Source organism: Rhizobium sp. 01T437, assembly GCF_056398505.1.
In genome coordinates, this window is record NZ_JBFTPM010000011.1 from 61,827 (window position 1) to 75,648 (window position 13,822).

The 13,822-nt window shown below is 60.8% G+C and carries 17 protein-coding genes; 2 read left to right on the top strand and 15 right to left on the bottom strand.

Annotated elements, in window-relative coordinates:
- Positions 1 to 42: 42 nt before the first annotated feature.
- The 12 genes from AC1DM5_RS22800 to AC1DM5_RS22855 form a co-directional block, all read right to left on the bottom strand.
- The gene (locus AC1DM5_RS22800; protein ID WP_477823102.1) at positions 43 to 951 is read right to left on the bottom strand and encodes an RDD family protein; all 909 of its coding nucleotides are present in this window, start codon (positions 949 to 951) and stop codon (positions 43 to 45) included.
- The gene (locus AC1DM5_RS22805) at positions 948 to 2,027 is read right to left on the bottom strand and encodes a stage II sporulation protein M (protein WP_477823101.1); all 1,080 of its coding nucleotides are present in this window, start codon (positions 2,025 to 2,027) and stop codon (positions 948 to 950) included. Before AC1DM5_RS22805 ends, AC1DM5_RS22800 begins: the two co-directional genes overlap by 4 nt.
- Complete coding sequence (locus AC1DM5_RS22810) at positions 2,024 to 3,331, bottom strand: DUF58 domain-containing protein (RefSeq protein WP_477823100.1); 1,308 nt, start codon at positions 3,329 to 3,331, stop codon at positions 2,024 to 2,026. The genes AC1DM5_RS22805 and AC1DM5_RS22810 overlap by 4 nt, the downstream gene beginning before the upstream one ends.
- The gene (locus tag AC1DM5_RS22815; protein WP_477823099.1) at positions 3,332 to 4,288 is read right to left on the bottom strand and encodes an AAA family ATPase; all 957 of its coding nucleotides are present in this window, start codon (positions 4,286 to 4,288) and stop codon (positions 3,332 to 3,334) included.
- On the bottom strand, positions 4,275 to 5,549 hold the full coding sequence (locus tag AC1DM5_RS22820) for a hypothetical protein (protein ID WP_477823098.1): 1,275 nt from the start codon (positions 5,547 to 5,549) through the stop codon (positions 4,275 to 4,277). Before AC1DM5_RS22820 ends, AC1DM5_RS22815 begins: the two co-directional genes overlap by 14 nt.
- A complete protein-coding gene (locus AC1DM5_RS22825; protein ID WP_477823097.1) occupies positions 5,542 to 6,294 on the bottom strand; it encodes a hypothetical protein in 753 nt (250 codons plus the stop codon). Before AC1DM5_RS22825 ends, AC1DM5_RS22820 begins: the two co-directional genes overlap by 8 nt.
- 5 nt (positions 6,295 to 6,299) lie before the next feature.
- Entirely contained in the window at positions 6,300 to 6,746 is a 447-nt protein-coding gene (locus tag AC1DM5_RS22830; protein WP_477823096.1) for a DUF805 domain-containing protein, read from the bottom strand.
- 234 nt (positions 6,747 to 6,980) lie between these two features.
- The gene (locus tag AC1DM5_RS22835; RefSeq protein WP_477823095.1) at positions 6,981 to 7,427 is read right to left on the bottom strand and encodes a DUF805 domain-containing protein; all 447 of its coding nucleotides are present in this window, start codon (positions 7,425 to 7,427) and stop codon (positions 6,981 to 6,983) included.
- A 32-nt stretch (positions 7,428 to 7,459) separates the two neighbouring features.
- Entirely contained in the window at positions 7,460 to 7,888 is a 429-nt protein-coding gene (locus AC1DM5_RS22840; RefSeq protein WP_477823121.1) for a DUF805 domain-containing protein, read from the bottom strand.
- Positions 7,889 to 8,130: 242 nt separating this feature from the next.
- A complete protein-coding gene (locus AC1DM5_RS22845) occupies positions 8,131 to 8,577 on the bottom strand; it encodes a DUF805 domain-containing protein (RefSeq protein WP_477823094.1) in 447 nt (148 codons plus the stop codon).
- A gap of 123 nt (positions 8,578 to 8,700) precedes the next feature.
- On the bottom strand, positions 8,701 to 9,150 hold the full coding sequence (locus AC1DM5_RS22850) for a DUF805 domain-containing protein (protein ID WP_477823093.1): 450 nt from the start codon (positions 9,148 to 9,150) through the stop codon (positions 8,701 to 8,703).
- A gap of 200 nt (positions 9,151 to 9,350) precedes the next feature.
- Positions 9,351 to 9,728, bottom strand: coding sequence for a nuclear transport factor 2 family protein (locus tag AC1DM5_RS22855; protein WP_477823092.1), 378 nt, complete (start codon positions 9,726 to 9,728; stop codon positions 9,351 to 9,353).
- Between the two features lie 138 nt (positions 9,729 to 9,866).
- Here AC1DM5_RS22855 and AC1DM5_RS22860 point away from each other — a divergent pair, with 138 nt between their 5' ends.
- Positions 9,867 to 10,316 (top strand): MarR family winged helix-turn-helix transcriptional regulator, encoded by a 450-nt coding sequence (locus tag AC1DM5_RS22860; protein ID WP_477823091.1) that lies wholly within the window; start codon positions 9,867 to 9,869, stop codon positions 10,314 to 10,316.
- A 7-nt stretch (positions 10,317 to 10,323) separates the two neighbouring features.
- Here AC1DM5_RS22860 and AC1DM5_RS22865 read toward each other — a convergent pair whose 3' ends face one another.
- Positions 10,324 to 10,998 (bottom strand): VIT1/CCC1 transporter family protein, encoded by a 675-nt coding sequence (locus AC1DM5_RS22865; protein ID WP_477823090.1) that lies wholly within the window; start codon positions 10,996 to 10,998, stop codon positions 10,324 to 10,326.
- A gap of 122 nt (positions 10,999 to 11,120) precedes the next feature.
- Entirely contained in the window at positions 11,121 to 12,527 is a 1,407-nt protein-coding gene (locus AC1DM5_RS22870) for a DUF5939 domain-containing protein (protein ID WP_477823089.1), read from the bottom strand.
- A 232-nt stretch (positions 12,528 to 12,759) separates the two neighbouring features.
- Here AC1DM5_RS22870 and AC1DM5_RS22875 point away from each other — a divergent pair, with 232 nt between their 5' ends.
- Positions 12,760 to 13,266, top strand: a complete 507-nt coding sequence (locus tag AC1DM5_RS22875) for a hypothetical protein (RefSeq protein WP_477823088.1) — start codon at positions 12,760 to 12,762, stop codon at positions 13,264 to 13,266.
- 50 nt (positions 13,267 to 13,316) lie between these two features.
- On the opposite strand, the gene AC1DM5_RS22880 is transcribed toward AC1DM5_RS22875, so the two are convergent.
- Positions 13,317 to 13,763, bottom strand: coding sequence for a DUF4952 domain-containing protein (locus AC1DM5_RS22880; RefSeq protein WP_477823087.1), 447 nt, complete (start codon positions 13,761 to 13,763; stop codon positions 13,317 to 13,319).
- Positions 13,764 to 13,822: the final 59 nt, after the last annotated feature.

Below are 13,822 nucleotides of genomic sequence, written 5' to 3' on the forward strand. Positions count from 1 at the left end.
TCTCTGGCGCGACAAGGCGGCGAACCCCCACTCACCCCGCCGTCAAACAAGCCTCTTCGCCTCTGTTTTCGCATGCTCGTGGTACTTGTTCTCCCGCGCCTTTCCGAACAGCTTCAGGCTCTCCAGATGCTCGCGCTGGGCGCGGTAGAAATCATTGAGGAACAGCATCTCCTGGCCGGGCTTCACCGCATCCTCATAGCGGATCCTTTTCGTAATCGTGCGCACGATCTTGATGATCTCTTCGGTGTTCGGCTTCTTCGTCGTGTCGCGCAGCACATCCTCCAGCGTCTGCAGCTCGTATTTGCCGTAGATATCGAGATGCTCGGGCAGGAATTCGAATGCCGGCTGCGACGAAGCCTTGGCAGGAGACGACAGCGCGAGGTCTGACAGCAGCACGGAGCGCGGATTGTCGACCACCAGTGTGCCGGCGATCATGTCGCCGATGCGTTGCCGGCGGCGGTTGGCGAGCGGAACGATTACCACCACCAGGAGCCAAACGGCCGTCAATCCACCTTCCAGCCCCGACTGTGTGCCGATCGTGCCCAGAAGGCCCATCGGAGCGAAGATCTCCACCTCTTTCATCAGGTTGCGCGCGGTCACCTGATGCGGCGTCAGGCGTCGGCCATCGACATTGATGACGCGGATGCCCGTTATCCGTTTTCCGAGCGTGCGCCCGTTCCAGATCAACTCCGAGAGCACGTAATAGGGTGTCCGCAGCAGAAAGCCCATCAGGGTGATCAGGACCGTCATGGCGCTCAAGGGCAAGGCCCCCGTGAAGACGACGGCAAGCGCGATAATGACGAAAAGGAGGGTCGTGAAGATGATATCGAGGATCTGCGCGCCCAAACGGGCTCCGATCGAGGCGATCGCGAAACTGATCGGCACGCCCTCCGGCGGGACGAACTGCATGACGCGCTTGCCGTCTGTCATCGTCTGGTCCGGTTGCTTCATCTGGCGGCCCCATGCGAAGCCTTGCCTTCGCGCCCCGCAAGCGAGAGCCATGCGACCCAGAAGACACCCATGCCCCAGCCGATGGCGATCCGCCAGACCGGCTCCTGCACGAGCTGGCGCAGGAAGCCTTCGATAAAGGCTGCCGCGACCAGCATCAGGGCCGCGAGGATCGCGAGCTTGACGGCATCATGCCCCTGGTGGCGCAGAGCCTCTTTGCGGGTTCGCGCGCCCGGAAGAAGAACGGCAAGCCCGAGCCCCGCTCCGCCGGCGCAGGCAATGGAGATCGCCGCAAGCTCGGTGACGCCGTGGATGGAAAGCCAGGCGAAGGCATCGTAGCCGAGCCCCTTCTGCCGGAACATCGCGAAGAAGGCGCCGAGCATCAGGCCATTGTAGAAGGTCAGAATGAAGCTCGGCACCGATGCGAAGACGCCGAGCGCAAAGATCATTACGGCGATCCCCGTATTGTGGGAAAAGAGGTAGGCCGAAAAGGCGGCGAGCCCATCGCTCTCATGCCGTTCATTGCCGTAGATCGTCGAGCGCAGGTAATCGGCCGACGCATCCGGCGTGCGCTGATCGGCGAGCTCCGACGGCACGAACGTATAGAACCAGCTCGGATCGCTGCTGCAGAGCCTGTATCCGGCAAGCGCGCCGAGAACGAGCGCCAGGAAGCCGATGAAGAGAGGCAGGGCCGAGCGGCGCACCGCCTGCGGAATGCCCTTGAGCAGCAGGCGGGAGATCAGCCCGCCGAGGCTTTCCTGCGGCGCATAAACGACGAGATAGGCGCGCGCGCAGAGGCTTTCCAGATAGGCGACCAGCGCCCGATCAAGCGAAATATCGCGCGCGACGCTGAGCGAATTCATCGCCTGCCGGTAGCCGGCCGCCAGATCGCGCACCTCGTTATAGCTGAGTGCAGCAGCCCCGCCCTCCTCCGCCCGGCTCACCAGTTGGTCCAGCTGGCGCCAGTGCGCCTCGCGCTCCAGCCGGAAGCGGGCCGAGCGCAGGAGGTCGTTCTGCATCCCGCCGGCATGGAGCGTCGCGCCACTATCCATCCTGGGGTCGATGCGCAGATCCGTCATATCATCTCGCGGGATTTGATTTCGATGTAGCGGGCAATGAGATCCGATGTCAGCGCCTCGGGCGTGCTGTCGAGGCAGAGCACGCCGAGACGCGCGAGCTTCTCCATCACGGCCCGCCGCTCCTGCACGACCTGCCGCGCCGCGACCGAGCGGGCGATGGCATCGAGCGTCGTCTCTTCAGGCTCCACCAGCTTTGCCAGCATCGGATCGCGCAAGGCGACGTAAACGATGAAATGATGCCGCGCGAGCACCTGCATATTCTCGATCATCAGCTCCGCCGTGATACTGTCGACGAAATCGGAGAATATCACGATCAGCGAGCGCCGCTTGAGACGGCCCGAAAGATGCGTCAGCCCCAGCGTATGGTTGGTCTCCTGGGTCTCGTAGTTGAGATCAGCACAGATCGTCTGCAGGCGCGCAAAGGCAGTACGCCCCGGCAAAGCAGGCTGGAAGAGGCGCGGCCGGCTGTCGAAACTGTAGAAACCGACGAGATCACCCGCGAGCCCTCCCGCCCAGCACATTGCGAGCGCCGCATTGATGGCGCGGTCGAGCTTGGTGAAGCCGCCGAGCTGTTCGGCCATCAGCCGACCGGAATCGACGCAGAGAATGATCTGGTGGTTTCGCTCCGCCCGCATCTCGCGCACCACGAGATTGCGCATGCGCGCCGAGCGCTTCCAGTCGATGCTGCGCGGATCCATGCCGGCGGCAAATTCCCGCAGCTGATGGAATTCCGATCCCTCGCCGCGCAGCCGCAAATCCTTCTGGCCGGCCTCCAGCGGCAGGATCTGCGTCTTGATCGCGCCTGACAGCACCGGTGAGATATCGGGAATGACGGCGATCTGGCGCGCCACCGGCAGGCGCACGATCCTGTCGATCAGTCTCAGGCGCGACGGCCATTTCAGCCAGAGCGCACCCACCGAAAACTGCCCGCGCCGCGTCAGTTGCAGATCGAAGGATGCCTTCACCGGCCCGGAATCGGCGCGCTCCATGCGACGCTCGCCGATGACGAGCTCCGGCGCGGCATCAAGCCGGATATCGATCCCCTCGGGCAACCTGCCCTTCTGCCTGTTGATGACAACAGTGAAAGGGGCCGCGTGGCCGACAAAACCCTGCGGCGGCAGATCGACATCGACAGCCATCCGGCCCGACAGCGCCGAGAAGACGAGATCGCACGCCGTGCCGACCGCCAGCGCCACCCACAGGAAGACGAGCGGCATGCTCATGTCGCGCCACCACACGCTGACGATGACCGTCAGCGCCGCCATGGCAAGAACAAGCGCGATCAGGAGCGAAGACGGCCGCATCTACCGGGGCGCATCCACGCGGTTCCTGAGACTGCGCAGCACATCGTCCGGCGTGCGCCCGTCGATCTCCGCTGAAGGCGACAGCACGATGCGGTGGCGCAAAGCCGGCGTCAGCAGCGCCTGCACGTCATCAGGCAGGCCGTAATCGCGCCCCTCGAAGGCAGCCCGCACGCGCACGGCCGCGGCCAGCGCATCGGCAGCGCGCGTGGAAGCGCCATAGAGAATATCGGGATCGGAGCGCGTGGCGCGCACGAGATCGACGATATAGGTGAGGATCGACTTGTCGAGATGGATCGCATCGATCAGCGCCCGGCCCGCAGCAAGCGCCTCGCTGGTCACCAGCGGCCGGATACCGGCTTTGCTGATATCGGCCTTCAGCGCCTGATCGGCATGGCGCGACAGGATCGAGATTTCCGTATCGCGGTCAGGAAAATCGACGACGAGCTTGAACAGGAAGCGATCGAGCTGTGCCTCGGGAAGCGGATAGGTGCCCTGCTGCTCGATCGGGTTCTGCGTGGCCAGCACGAAGAAATCCGGCCCCAGCGCATAATCGACCCCGTCAAGTGTCACCATCCGCTCGTTCATTGCCTGCAGCAGCGCCGATTGCGTCTTCGGCGGCGCGCGGTTGATTTCGTCGGCGAGCAGGATATCGGTAAAGACCGGCCCCTTGGTCAGGTGAAACTGGTTGGTCTGGAAGTTGAAGAGATTGACGCCGAGCACATCGCCCGGCATCAGATCCGGCGTGAACTGTATGCGCCGGTAATCGAGTGCCATGGCGGCCGAAACCGAGCGGGCAAGCAGCGTCTTTGCCGTGCCGGGCGGTCCCTCGACAAGGCAGTGCCCGCCGGCGAAGATCGAGATCAGCACGAGATCGATGATCCTCTCCTGCCCCTGCACGATCCTGCCGATTTCGCCCCTGATAGTGGCGATGAGAGTGCGAAATTCACCTAGATCCAAACTCAATACTCCCCAGCAATGTCCTGAATATTTCGAGATTGCGATGCAGATCTGACCGCCGCATGACATGGCCCTGCTCGATCAGCGCCTGCGATGCGGTTTTCAAAGCCTCGGCCTGCACCTGATCGCGCCGCGCAAGCCGCTGAAACAACCGATCGATGCCCGCCTGATTGGCAAAACCCGGGCCGAAGACCAGCTGCGCCTTGTCGGCCAGAAGATTTTGGACGAACTGCGCCACCATCCGCCCGTCATTGCCGGACAGGCGCAGCAGCCGTGCGGTGGCTTCTATCGCCGCACTCTTCGACAGCTCGATATTTCCGGACGCATCCCTGAGCGGCGGCCCGAAACGCCAGAACCCACGCCAGAAGCAGATCGCCACGACGAAGAAGAGCGTGCCCCAGATGACGGAGAGCGGATAGGCGAAGAAGCGGGTGAGATCGGAGCCGGAGCGCTCGTAGGTGCGCCCTTCATCCACGGGTTTCTTGTCATCTAGCGGCGCGCCAGTCGCATCGAGGTAGACAGGCCGCGTCTCGATGGGGCCGCGTAATTGCCTGATGAGCGATACGGCAAACGCGGCATTGTCGGCCAGTGCAAGCCCGTGATTGTTCAGCAGGTCGGGATCCGACAGCAGGTAAATGAAGGGCTCGTACTGACAGTTGATGACCAGCGCACCCGATTGCGTGCCCGCAAGTTCCCGGCAGGAGTCCGGCAAGTTCGACCGGTCGAAGACCTGAGCCTGATACAACGCAATTCTGGTTTGTCCGCTCGATCCCAGATCCGGTCGCGCTTCTTCGAAACCCGGCCCATACCGCTCGAGACGAAGCCCAATGGAATTGATCCGGCCGACCTCGTCATTGATAGCAGAGAGAGAGAGCAGTGCCGATTGCCGAGCAATCCCATCCTTCAGTACACTTCCGAGCCATTTCGGCATTACTATCAGCGTTGGAAGTTCGTGGTTGGTTGCCTCATAAGACCAGTTTTGCAGATCCACTTGGGTTTTCTGCTCGTCTCCTGCGGGCAGCACAGCCTTGTCTTCAGTTATCGGCAAGGAAAGGATGCGCAACGAAATTTCCGAGCGCGCCCTGACGAAATGCGGATCGGAGCGGACAACGGGAATGCCCTTGCCTTCCAGCCACATCTGCAAACCCTTGCTGCCGAGCGGCGAGTGATCGAAATCGTTCTCCCGCGACGACCCGAACAGCGCCAGCGCCGCAAGCCCGATCAAAACCAGTAGGATGAGAATGGGACCGGCATTACGCATGGGCGAGCCTCCCTGCCGACAGCAGGTTGCGCGCCGAGGCCAGCAATGCCGCGAATTGGCTTTCGGCGAGCGCGCGGCCGCCATAATGCACGAGTTCCGCCTCGGCCAGCAGATATTCCAGCCGCTCGCGCTCGGGCATGGTCTCGGGAAGACGGGCAAAAACCGCCCGTTCCGTATCCGAGCGGAAAAGCCGCGTCCCCGTTACATCGGCGGCGTGCAGCAGGCAATGCCGGAGCAAGAGCACGAGCGCCTGCCGCCGATCGGCCATCGCTGCAATCTTCTGCAGGAAATCATTAGGCCTCTCTTCGGCCGTAGCATCGGATGTGCGCCAGCTCTCCGGCGCCTCTCCCTGCCGCTTCTTCAAATCGCGCGGCGCCGACGACAAAAGCACGCCGCCACTACCGAAAAACATCACCAGGCCGATGATGACGACAAGGGCGACAAGCACCAGCACGACCGCCACGGGGCCGCTCATCTCGGGCTCCTGCGCGGAGAACGACCTGGTTTCACGCGAAAGCGTTGCATCCGGCACAGGTTTGGGCTTTTCGGCACCATCACCATAGATGAGCTTGCACCGCACGCCGTTCAGCGCGCATTGCGTGGCATATTCGCTGCCGACGGAGCTCACAGGCCGGTCGCCCTTCCCGCCCTGTTGACTGTTGCTGTCCTGCGCCAGCGCAGGGGAAAATTGGGCCGAGGCGGCGACCGATAGAGCCACCAGCAAGCCAGCGTGACGGATGACCATGCGGCTCAGGCAAAAACCTCCGCTATCGCTTCCGGACGCAGCGGATCCGACCCGTATTTGTTCGGCCCCTCGGTCCCCTTCAGCGACGCAAAAACAAGAATTCCTATGCCTACACCGCGATCGATGTAGGGAATAAAGCCTAGAATTACTGCCGCGAGATACCACCAACCGGAGATGTTGCGATCATGGAAGCGGCGAACATGAAGCGCTGTCTGCGGCAAGAGTGTTGCGAGAAAAAACAATGCCATGATGACAAGCACGACAAGGTTGGTTGACACGGGTCCGTCAGGTCTGTCCTCCGGCTCGACGGTCCCAAAGAATAGCGCAGAAAGAACGATCAGCACCGCACAGTAGAGCAGCTGAAACCACCAATATTCCGAACGAGAGGCGCGACCGGAAAAGGTCACATATTTCTTCCTCAGAACCGTGCGTACAGATTCAGTAAACCCCATCGAAATGCCCCCACTTCCGCTTACCCCAAGCGCGGCCACGACTCGCCATCCCGCTGGAATGGCAGTCGTTTCGGATTAAAAGAGCTACAATTCAAACGCGGGGATTGCAACAATGCAGTTGTATCGGTTTGCAGTTTCAAGGAAACGACGATCCTGCGTTGATTTATTTGCATCACGTCGCCGACCTGCTGCAAGCAAAGCCCCCGGCAGCCTGCATGAGCAGTCTCGATGCCGTTAGCTGAAAATCTCTTCCCTTGGTTCCGAAATCAGCGAATCCGGCCCGTACTCGTTCGGCCCCTCCTTGCCCGGAAGCATACAGACCACGATCATCGCAAGGCCCGCGAGGATCGACACACCAGGAAGGAGGCATAGCAGAACCAGCACGCCATAATGAGAGCTTGAAATACCGCGATCCTGGAAACGTCGCACATGGAGGGCTGTCTGCGGCAGCAAGGTCGCCAATACGAATAATGCCAGGATGGCCATCATGACCTTTGTGATCTGCGAAGATCCGTCAGGCCCACCCGTCGTGTCGCCGACCATAATGAGCGGCGGCACATACGCAATCATCAGGCCCCAGTAAAGCAGCTGAAACCACCAATATTCCGAGCGCGAGGCGCGACCGGAGAAGGTCGCGTATTTCCGTGTCAGAACTGTGCGGACAGATTCAGCAAACCCCATCGAAATGCCCCGATCCCAGCAATCCGCCCGCCCTAGGCGAAGACCTCGGCTCTGGCTTCCGGACGAAGCGGATCGGGACCGAATTTGTTCGGACCTTCCGTGCCGCGAAGTACGCTGATCACGAAAAGGGAGATGGCTGAAATGAACCCGACGAATGGAATCAAACACAAAACGATCAGCCCCAGCAACCACCAGCCGGACAAATTGCGGTCGTGGAAGCGGCGAACCTGCAGAGCTATCATCGGCAAGATCGTCGCGATTCCGTATAACGCTCCAATGATCGCGAAGATGTTGGTCAGCGACACAACGCCGCCATCGGTCAATGCGCCCAAAATTCCGAACACACCGCCGACCAGCCAGTTGAACAGCTGAAACCACCAGAATTCCGAGCGGGAGGCCCGGCCGGAGAAGGTAATATATTTCTGCGTCAGAACGGTCCTGACAGCTTCAGTAAACCCCATTCGAAATGCCCCCATTTCTGCTTGCTGCAAGCGCGCCCACAACTCAGCCACCCACCGGCTCGAAAAAAGAGCTACAATTCAAACGCGGGGATTGCAACAATGCAGTTGTATCCGCCCGCCCATTCAAGGAAATGACGATCCTGCGTTGATTTTTTGTCGCACCCGACCTCAAGTCCCGAATGCCGTCCCGATCGCAGCGATCGACCACGCGATCCAGGCTCAGGCCTCCAGTCGCACGCTGCTCAGTCAAAAACCCCCGCTTTTGATTCGTAACGCGAGGGGTCAGGGCCAAATCTGTTGGGGCCCACGGTCCCTCGATGTGCGAAAGGAAAAACAAGTAGCAGCATCAAGGCGAAATAGGGAAAGCAAATAAAACACACGCCAATCAGCAGGAGATACGGCCAGCCCGAACTGTTGCAGTCATGAAGACGGCGAACATGAAGACCTGATGTCGGCGGGATCAATACATGTCCAGTCCATATGGCGGCAACCGGCAGGTTGTCGATCACCACCGAGACGCCGTGCGCTCGCGCCCAGCGCATGGCAGCCAGATACAAGGCAACGATCAAGCAGAGAAACAGATGGTACCACCACAATTCCGAGCGGGAAGCGCGGCCGTCGATGGTGGCATATTTCCGTATCAAAACCGTCCGAAGAGACTCGACTGGCCCCACCGAAATTGCCCTCATCTCTTCTTATGACAAAGATCGACACGGCCTGCCACGCATCGAAAAGTCGCGCTCCGCGATGCGTGGCGACCAAGATCAAATCGGTCCCGCGAAGGAAAAAGCTCCAATGTGGCGGGGATTGCCTTACGCGAAGACTTCGGCCCGCACTTCCGGACGCAGCGGATCCGCGCCGAACTTGTTCGGGCCGACAGTGCCTGGAAGCACGCTGATCACCCAAATGGAGATGCTTGCGATGAAGCCGATATAGGGAACCAGGCCCAGGATAATCAGCGCGAGATACCACCAGCCGGAAATGTTGCGATCATGGAAGCGGCGGATCTGAACGCCGAGAACAGGAATGATCGTAGCAAGCACACACAATCCGCCGATGACGCCGACAGCAATAACCGTTGATGGAACCCCACCCTCGACCCTGCCGGAAGCGGCGGCGACCCCGATGCCGACAACCACAAACGCAAGCGCGGCCAGAATATAGAACAGATAAAACCACCAATATTCCGACCGGGAGGCCCGGCCGGAGAAGGTTGCATATTTCTCTCTCAGAACGCTCCGAACAGCTTCAGTAAACCCCATTTGAAATGCCCCCATTTCGTTTGCCGCAAGCGTGGTGACGACTCAACCATCGCCTTCCAATGAGGGTAATATCGAATAAGAAACAGCCGCAATTCAAGCGCATTCGTTGTAACAAACCAGCCACGATGACTGATGATTGACGAAAAATAACGCTTTTACGTTGAGTTTTACTTCATTGGCACAGACGGGATAGGGATCGACTAGCCCGCATCGCCGATATCGAAGCGCACGATCCTGTCGCCCTGCATGCGGAAGATATGCATCACGGTCTTGTCCACCAGGCCGTGATCTTGGCCCTCCAACGGCCGGCCATCGAGATCGAAGACTCTCTGGATCACCTCGACCTCTATGCTGCCCTCTCCTGCCTGCCGGAATGCCACCGGCTCGACATGCGGGCTGACGATTGCCCATTGGCGTGTCCAGTAGTCCCGAACCGCCTCCTTCCCGTGCACGCGGCCGCCTTCCATGCCATTTGCCCAGGCGACGTCATCGGTGAGCGCAGCCAGCACCCCGTCGATATCCCTTGCGTTAAAGCGCTTGTAGATGTGCCTGATAAGCTGCGTCTGTTCTTCCGACATGATGCTTCCTCTCTCTGCTTTGAAAGACCGTTTGCAGGCCCTGGCCGGCATTGACCAGCGCCACATACAGAGATACATACGTGCATATGTAGTTTGCGGTCAACAGTAAATTCGAAGACGGATATGGAGCGAAACGGAATGAGCCAGGACGTGCTTTCCACCCCGGGGCACCTGATAAGCCTTGCTGCCCGCGGCTTTGCCCGCCTCAGCGAGAACAGGCTCAAACCGCTCGGCTTCGGCGTCGGGCAATTGCCGGTTCTGGTGGCGCTGGAAAATGGCAAGGCCAGCACCCAGCGCGATCTCGCCCGCTTCGCCAAGGTGGAACAGCCGCCGATGGCGCAGATGCTCGTCCGCATGGAACGCGATGGCCTGATCGAACGGACCCCCGACCCAGCCGACGGCCGAAGCAGCCGCATCGTGCTGACGGACGCCGCCCGGACGCGCATGCCCGAGGCAATCGCGACCCTGTTTCAAGGCAACAGTGAAGCACTGGATGGTTTTACCGAGGCGGAGGCCGAGCAATTCGCGCTCATGCTGACGCGAGTGATCGCAAATCTCGATAAGATGGCCGGCGCCGATCCGTCGTAAGCCGCATTCAGCCGCCGAGAGCAACCGCGATTGCAACCAGAAACAGCCCGAGGCAAGTCATCGTGATGCCCGCATGGAACGGCCGGCCACCTGAAAAAACCGCCCATGCGTAACCGGTCACGAACAGCAGCGCGATCAGAAACAGGTTGCTCGCCCTCAAGGCGCGCTCGCCATCGTCGATCAGAAAGAAAGGGATGACGGCGGGAAGCGCTGTTGCCGAGACCAGCAGGAAGATTGCGGCCGCAGCCCGCAGATCAGCTTTCGTCAAGGACGGTTTTACCGGCTCGGCGTGGATTGTGAGCGCAAGCAGCGAGCGATAAAGCGCCTCGGTATCGGCTGCCTTTGCTGACAGCGGCGCCTCCTCGACCGGAAACTCCCTCGCGATGACGGCGAGCGCGGCGGCTTCGTCCCTGGCCGCCCTGATGTGCCGAAACAGCCTGAGACGCCTGTTCCTGTAAAATGTCGTGCCGAGCATGAACAGCACGGCGTCGATAATGCCCCAAGCGACGTTGCATCCGATCGTCGAAGCGATGAGGTTACGAACATCAAGCCCCTCCTCGCGCAGCACGAGTCGCGACCCGACTGTCCATGTCAGCGCCATGATCAGCCCGAAAAGCACCTCGCCGAGCGCATCCCCGGGATCGAGATCTTCGAAGATGGAAAAGAGCCTCCTCAATGCCATGGTTCCGATCCGCTCGAGCGCTGCAGCTTTTGCAATCTACGCAACCGGAGAATTATGCTGGAAGTAGCGGATTTCTTCATTGCGTAGGATCAAGGTCGAGATGACAGGGCTCGCCCGCGCTCTCACGACAACGCAAAAATCCGCACTTCTCGCTCGATCCCCTGCAGCTCCCGCATCCGCGAAACCGAGTTGATGCCGCCTTCCCGCAGCATCCGCGAAACCTGCTCGTTACCGACGACCGCCTCCGTCGTCAGGATCACCTGCGGCTCGGCCAGCCCCTGCACGCGCGAGGCGATGTTGACGGTCTGGCCGAAATAGTCCTGCCGGTCGTTCATGCTGACGGCAAGGCATGGGCCCTCGTGGATGCCGATCTTCAGGAGAAGATCCTCGCTGCCGCGTTCGGCATTCAGCCGCAGCATCGCTTCGCGCATCCTGAGGGCCGCCGCCACCGCGCGGTCCGGGCTCGGGAAGGTCGCCATCACGGCATCGCCGATGGTCTTGACGACTGCCCCGGCCTCGGTGGCGACGATCTCGTGCAGAACCCGGAAATGCGTGCGTACCAGATCGAACGCAGCGAGATCGCCGACGCGCTCGTAAAGAGCGGTCGAGCCGCGCAAGTCGGTGAAGAGGAAGGTCAGGCTGGTGATCTTGAGGCGCTGGTCGACATCGAGCGTGTCGGTCCGGTAGATGTCGCGGAAGCTCTGGTTCGTCAGAAGGCGCTTGGCTGTCAGGAAAGGCCGCCTGTGGCCCAGTATGTCGTGCAGCTCATCGCCCGCAATGCAGACATTCGGCAGCGCCCGTCGATCAGTGTGGTTCTCCAATGTCAGCCGCAGCAGGCCGGGGCGCAACGTCAGCGTTTCATTCGGCGAATGGCCCTGACTGATGACCATCGAGAGGGCCTGGCGTTCGTTGGTCGGCTCACCTTGCACGTCGATGAACTGCGCCGAATGCGTCACCGCATCGAAGATGATGATGAATTGCGCCGGCAGCTGCAGCGAGACGAAAGCCCTCTCGCCGGGATCGAGCTCGACCATCTCCAGGAGAATGCGTGAGAACCGCGCTTCGAGGTCATCAGGCAGGTCGACCCCGGACGAGAAGAAGATCTGCCGGTAATATTCCAGCGGCGGCAACAGATCGGGCTCGTGGGCGGCGATCCTGCGCACGCGCGGGCTGACAGTGAAGGTAACCTCGACCATCTCGTCGAGCGTCGGCTCGTAGCCGGCCGCACATAGCGCACAATGATAGGCCTCCCGGTCGACGGCTTTCAGGGTGGCACCCGTGTCGAGCACGCCGCCGCATCCCGGGCAGAGCACATTCCAGGTCATCTCGAAGGCGCCGATGCGGGCTGCATGCAGAAACGCTGCGATCACCTTCTCTTCGTCCAGATGATGCGCCTTGGCGAAGGCGAGCGCATTGATGCGGTTGAGCTCGCGATCCGAGCCACGCCTGACGACATCCTCGATGCACTCGACCGTCCGCGGGTCGGCCGCCTGTCGCAAAGCGGTAAAAAGAACGTCCACTTCGCTCATGGGACAGGTCTCCGTGCACGCAACGCCACGGCTGATAGTGCCGTCGGCAGAGCGGAATTATACCACGGAATTTCCTGATAGAAATCTGGATGCTCGAAGCACTTGCTGCAAACGGCGCTGGCCAAGCTTCTGGAGCATTTCCGTGATTTGAAGAAAAAAGGAAATGTTCTAAGAAGCTTGGCTGGAGCCGTTGGACTGGGTCACGCAAGGTCAGAGAAAAGGGACATCAAAGTTGCAGCAGCGAAAATCACTTGACGTCGTAGCCACCTTGGCGGTCGTCGCATCCCTGTGGTGCGCGCTGCCTCTGCAAGCGCAGGAGCCTGCGGGCGGCCTGACGTGGTCCAAGGATCCGGCCAGCCATTGCGAATTCGTGTCTCCTGTTTCCCTTACGGCAGGTCCGACATACTGGACCGGCGCATGTCCGGGAAATAAGGCTTCCGGACCGGGAATGCTGCGTCGCCGCGATGGCGATCACGCCGGCCCTGCCTTTTACGGGGAAATGCAGGCCGGAGTGCCTGTCATTGGCGTGATCGACAACGAAGGCTATCGCGTCGGCCGCTTCAAGGACGGCGATATCGGCGGCGATGCGGAACTGGAACCTCAGGTCAGGCTCGACGCGTTCCGCGCAGCAGCAAAGGCCGCGCGGGAGGTCAGCGGGCTATTCGCCAGACAGGGGAATGCCGCCTCCTCCCGCCACTACGAAACCATCGCGCAGCAACTGGATATGCAGATCGAATGACGGTCCGATACGGCGGTTCTGCGGATTGAGATCCGCGTCGCGCCGCTTTTTCACATGTCTTCCGTAAACGTCTCCACCGTGATCCCGAACACGGCGATCTGGTGCCACTCGCTGCGGCTGGAAACCATGGTTTCCTCCGAGACCATGGAGATCAAAAAGTCACGGCCCGTTGAATCACGGAACTGGCTGGCGGGCGAATCCCATAGGCAACAGGAGCGCTTGAGGCGGTTCAAACCCACGGTCTTGATGAGATAGGCTTCGGTGGCAGCCGCGTACCGGCCGGATACGCGGTATGTCGCTTCAAGCGGTTTGCCCTGCCGATCCGGGGCGTAGCTGCACCCGGCAAATTCTACATGATCGGGCTTCCTCTGCATCTGTGCCAGGAAATCGCCACAACCCTGCGCCGTCACCGGGATGGGAGCGGACGCTGCCATCAGCGGCGGCGCGGCGGCGCAACACAACGACCATATGGCAAAAAGACAAGCGGCGAACTTCATATCCAACCTCGACTGCGCCACCCGGACGCCCTTATGCGCGGCATGGATGCCTTATAGCG

Bases quoted from the DNA above. Each gene is read 5' to 3' on its own strand.
- AC1DM5_RS22800 (WP_477823102.1), bottom strand. From the start codon at position 951: ATGAAGCAACCGGACCAGACGATGACAGACGGCAAGCGCGTCATGCAG.
- AC1DM5_RS22805 (WP_477823101.1), bottom strand. From the start codon at position 2,027: ATGACGGATCTGCGCATCGACCCCAGGATGGATAGTGGCGCGACGCTC.
- AC1DM5_RS22810 (WP_477823100.1), bottom strand. From the start codon at position 3,331: ATGCGGCCGTCTTCGCTCCTGATCGCGCTTGTTCTTGCCATGGCGGCG.
- AC1DM5_RS22820 (WP_477823098.1), bottom strand. From the start codon at position 5,549: ATGCGTAATGCCGGTCCCATTCTCATCCTACTGGTTTTGATCGGGCTT.
- AC1DM5_RS22825 (WP_477823097.1), bottom strand. From the start codon at position 6,294: ATGGTCATCCGTCACGCTGGCTTGCTGGTGGCTCTATCGGTCGCCGCC.
- AC1DM5_RS22830 (WP_477823096.1), bottom strand. From the start codon at position 6,746: ATGGGGTTTACTGAATCTGTACGCACGGTTCTGAGGAAGAAATATGTG.
- AC1DM5_RS22835 (WP_477823095.1), bottom strand. From the start codon at position 7,427: ATGGGGTTTGCTGAATCTGTCCGCACAGTTCTGACACGGAAATACGCG.
- AC1DM5_RS22840 (WP_477823121.1), bottom strand. From the start codon at position 7,888: ATGGGGTTTACTGAAGCTGTCAGGACCGTTCTGACGCAGAAATATATT.
- AC1DM5_RS22845 (WP_477823094.1), bottom strand. From the start codon at position 8,577: ATGAGGGCAATTTCGGTGGGGCCAGTCGAGTCTCTTCGGACGGTTTTG.
- AC1DM5_RS22850 (WP_477823093.1), bottom strand. From the start codon at position 9,150: ATGGGGTTTACTGAAGCTGTTCGGAGCGTTCTGAGAGAGAAATATGCA.
- AC1DM5_RS22855 (WP_477823092.1), bottom strand. From the start codon at position 9,728: ATGTCGGAAGAACAGACGCAGCTTATCAGGCACATCTACAAGCGCTTT.
- AC1DM5_RS22860 (WP_477823091.1), top strand. From the start codon at position 9,867: ATGAGCCAGGACGTGCTTTCCACCCCGGGGCACCTGATAAGCCTTGCT.
- AC1DM5_RS22865 (WP_477823090.1), bottom strand. From the start codon at position 10,998: ATGGCATTGAGGAGGCTCTTTTCCATCTTCGAAGATCTCGATCCCGGG.
- AC1DM5_RS22870 (WP_477823089.1), bottom strand. From the start codon at position 12,527: ATGAGCGAAGTGGACGTTCTTTTTACCGCTTTGCGACAGGCGGCCGAC.
- AC1DM5_RS22880 (WP_477823087.1), bottom strand. From the start codon at position 13,763: ATGAAGTTCGCCGCTTGTCTTTTTGCCATATGGTCGTTGTGTTGCGCC.